Source organism: Gracilimonas sp., from assembly GCF_035704785.1.
GTDB lineage: Bacteria > Bacteroidota > Rhodothermia > Balneolales > Balneolaceae > Gracilimonas.
Genome location: NZ_DASSWP010000193.1, coordinates 1 through 2,911 on the forward strand (window position 1 = coordinate 1; position 2,911 = coordinate 2,911).

Annotated in this window: 1 protein-coding gene and 1 pseudogene; one reads left to right on the forward strand and one right to left on the reverse strand. The window is 42.5% G+C overall.

The features are described 5' to 3' along the window. The first annotated feature begins 168 nt into the window (after positions 1 to 168). Positions 169 to 1,812: a beta-N-acetylhexosaminidase gene (locus VFM80_RS11140; protein ID WP_395071907.1), complete on the forward strand. Its 1,644-nt coding sequence runs from the start codon at positions 169 to 171 to the stop codon at positions 1,810 to 1,812. 163 nt (positions 1,813 to 1,975) lie between these two features. Here VFM80_RS11140 and VFM80_RS11145 read toward each other — a convergent pair. Then, a pseudogene (locus VFM80_RS11145) lies at positions 1,976 to 2,911 on the reverse strand (hypothetical protein); the annotation flags it as partial.

Genomic DNA, 2,911 nt, shown 5'->3' on the forward strand with positions numbered 1-2,911 from the left:
GTAATATAGAACAGCTTACTCTTTACAAGTCGATCGATCCCGCATCTCATTTATTTTCTATGTATATAAATATTGTGATTACTAAACTTCAGCCAAATGTAAGAGAAATTTTTTAAAAGCATATAAATACTATCTTATCGACTGGTATCAATAAATCATGATCTTTTTATGACTCGATTCCTACTTCCATTTTTAGCTCTTTTTTGCAGTTCGTCTTTGTATGGCTTTCAGGCCCAAACCACGGTATCCATCATTCCAGAACCGGTGTCTGTGGTTAAAGGTGAAGGACAGTTCGAGCTTTCATCTCAAACAAGTATCACATTATCAGAGGATTCCGAAGAACTGAATTTTCTGGGAGAGTATATTGCGGACATGGTGTACTCAGCTACCTGGTATGATCATGAAGTTAGTGTTAGTAACACCGAACCAAATTCCGGCATCTATCTGCAATTAACATCGAATACGGATTTTGGAAATGAGGAAGGCTATAAACTTGAGGTTGACACCTCTCTTGTGACCATTTCAGCAAGTACCACTGCAGGACTTTTTTACGGCATCCAGACTTTACGACAACTTTTTCCCGCAGCCATAGAGCATGAAAAGCCTTCGCTGGCTCCCAACGATCAGGAATGGAAAATACCCGCTGTCGAGATCACCGATTATCCACGCTTCGAATATAGAGGCATGCATCTGGACGTAGCCCGCCATTTCTTTCCGGTTGAGTTTGTGAAGAAATACATCGACTTGTTGGCCATGCATAAGATGAACCGTTTCCACTGGCATCTCACTGAAGACCAAGGCTGGCGGATCGAGATCAAAAAGTATCCCAGGCTCACCGAGATCAGTGCATGGAGAGATTCTACCCTGATCGGAAATTACGGTTCCGGAAACTACGATAATGTTCGTCATGGGGGATTTTACACCCAGGAGGAAATCAAGGAAGTGGTTGCCTATGCAGCAGAAAGACAAGTAACTGTCATCCCCGAAATAGAAATGCCAGGCCATTCAAGTGCTGTGCTTGCTGCCTACCCGGAGTTTGGCTGCTTTGATAAGGAGTATATAGTACAATCTACCTGGGGTGTTTTCGAAGATATTTTTTGTCCAAAGGAAGAAACCTTCGATTTCCTGGAAGATGTGCTCACGGAAGTAATGGAGCTATTTCCAAGTACATACATTCACATTGGAGGGGATGAAGCGCCCAAGAAACAATGGGAAGAAAGCGAAATTGCACAGGAAGTTATAGAACGGGAAGGCTTAAAGGATGAACATGAACTTCAAAGCTATTTCATCCGCAGAATAGAAACTTTCCTGAATGAAAACGGGCGACAGATTATTGGTTGGGATGAAATTCTTGAGGGCGGATTAGCACCTCAGGCCACGGTCATGAGCTGGCGAGGAGAAGACGGAGGCATTGAAGCCGCTAAAATGGGCCATGATGTCATCATGACCCCTAACGGAAGTAATTACTTTGACCATTACCAGGCTGATCCTGAAAACGAACCTATTGCCATTGGCGGTTTTACAACCCTAAAGGATGTGTATCATTATGAGCCGGTTCCCGAGGAACTCACCGAGGAAGAGGCAAAGTATATTTTAGGCTCACAGGGTAATGTTTGGACCGAATACATGCACAGCGGCGATAAAGTGGAATATATGGCTTATCCGCGGGTCAGTGCTTTGGCAGAAGTGGTTTGGAGTCCCGCAGAGAACAGGGATTGGCTTAATTTCTGGGCACGTCTGCAAACTCACTTCCAGCGACTGGACATTTTAGGAGTTAATTACGCTGATCATTATAAATCAGACAAGCCTTAAGCCGTATTTATATAAGATCGGAAACCACTTCTCTCCGGCAGTATAGCAGGAAGCTGGAGCTTCCCGGACTACGTTACTAAGCCGGAGCTTAATAACGAGAGTGAAGGGACCACTCCTTAGACCAGGGATGACGAGCAGCCTATAGTTCTCTCTGGAATTCGTCTTAAAGCTCCGGCTTTCTCATAAATCCGAGAGTTTCCGGCTTTGGATTGGTGAACAAAGCAAAAGTCACATCATCCAACCTGACACCCAGATGCTCATCGGAAACATGCATAAGCATACTCTCTTTGGGGAGATGAACCGCACGGGTTATTTGTCCCTCTGAATTGAGCACCAACCACATTTCCGTATCTCCCAGTATGTTTGATTCTATCCAAAACTCTCCCTCATGATAGATCATGTTGTTTGCCGGGGCTTTTACTTCAGGAAGGACATTTTTTAAAGCATCCCAACGCAGATCATTATAATCGGCTTCCATAGAATCCCTTTCTGCTGAAGAAATTTCTTCAGTTGGTAAATTCACTGTAATAGTTCTTACCGTATCAAGATCTGCATTTACTTCAGCTATTACATCTGTTCCCGTATCAAAAGTAAATAAGGTTCGATTTTCGGGGTTATAAGCTGTTAAGTTACCATGACTATAAGGAATTAAACTTGCTCCCCTTGGTTGTCCATCCACAAATAATCTTGCATAAGGCTGGGCTTTTAAAACCATTTCCTCACCATAAGTTTCATTTTCAGCATCATATTGAATTAGGATATTCTCCCTTTCTTGATCTTCATCTTGCATGAACTCGAATGAGATAAATTCAAAAATCATCGAATTTTTCTTGTCTATTGGGTAAGCTTTGATCAATGAGGTTGCTTCATAATTAGGAGGAATGATTTCTCTCTTGAGATCAAAATTTCCATTATAAACCAGCAACTTGTCATTTCCCTGATCATAGGTATAAATATTCCCATCTCTATCTTTTGTGAATCGATAGGCATCCAATATCTCTCCCGGCCCCCTTCCCTCTCTTATGACCTTTTCCAACTCTCCATTTTCATTTATGATGGTGATGTTTGGAATGTTTCGATCCGCGAATGCAATATCCCC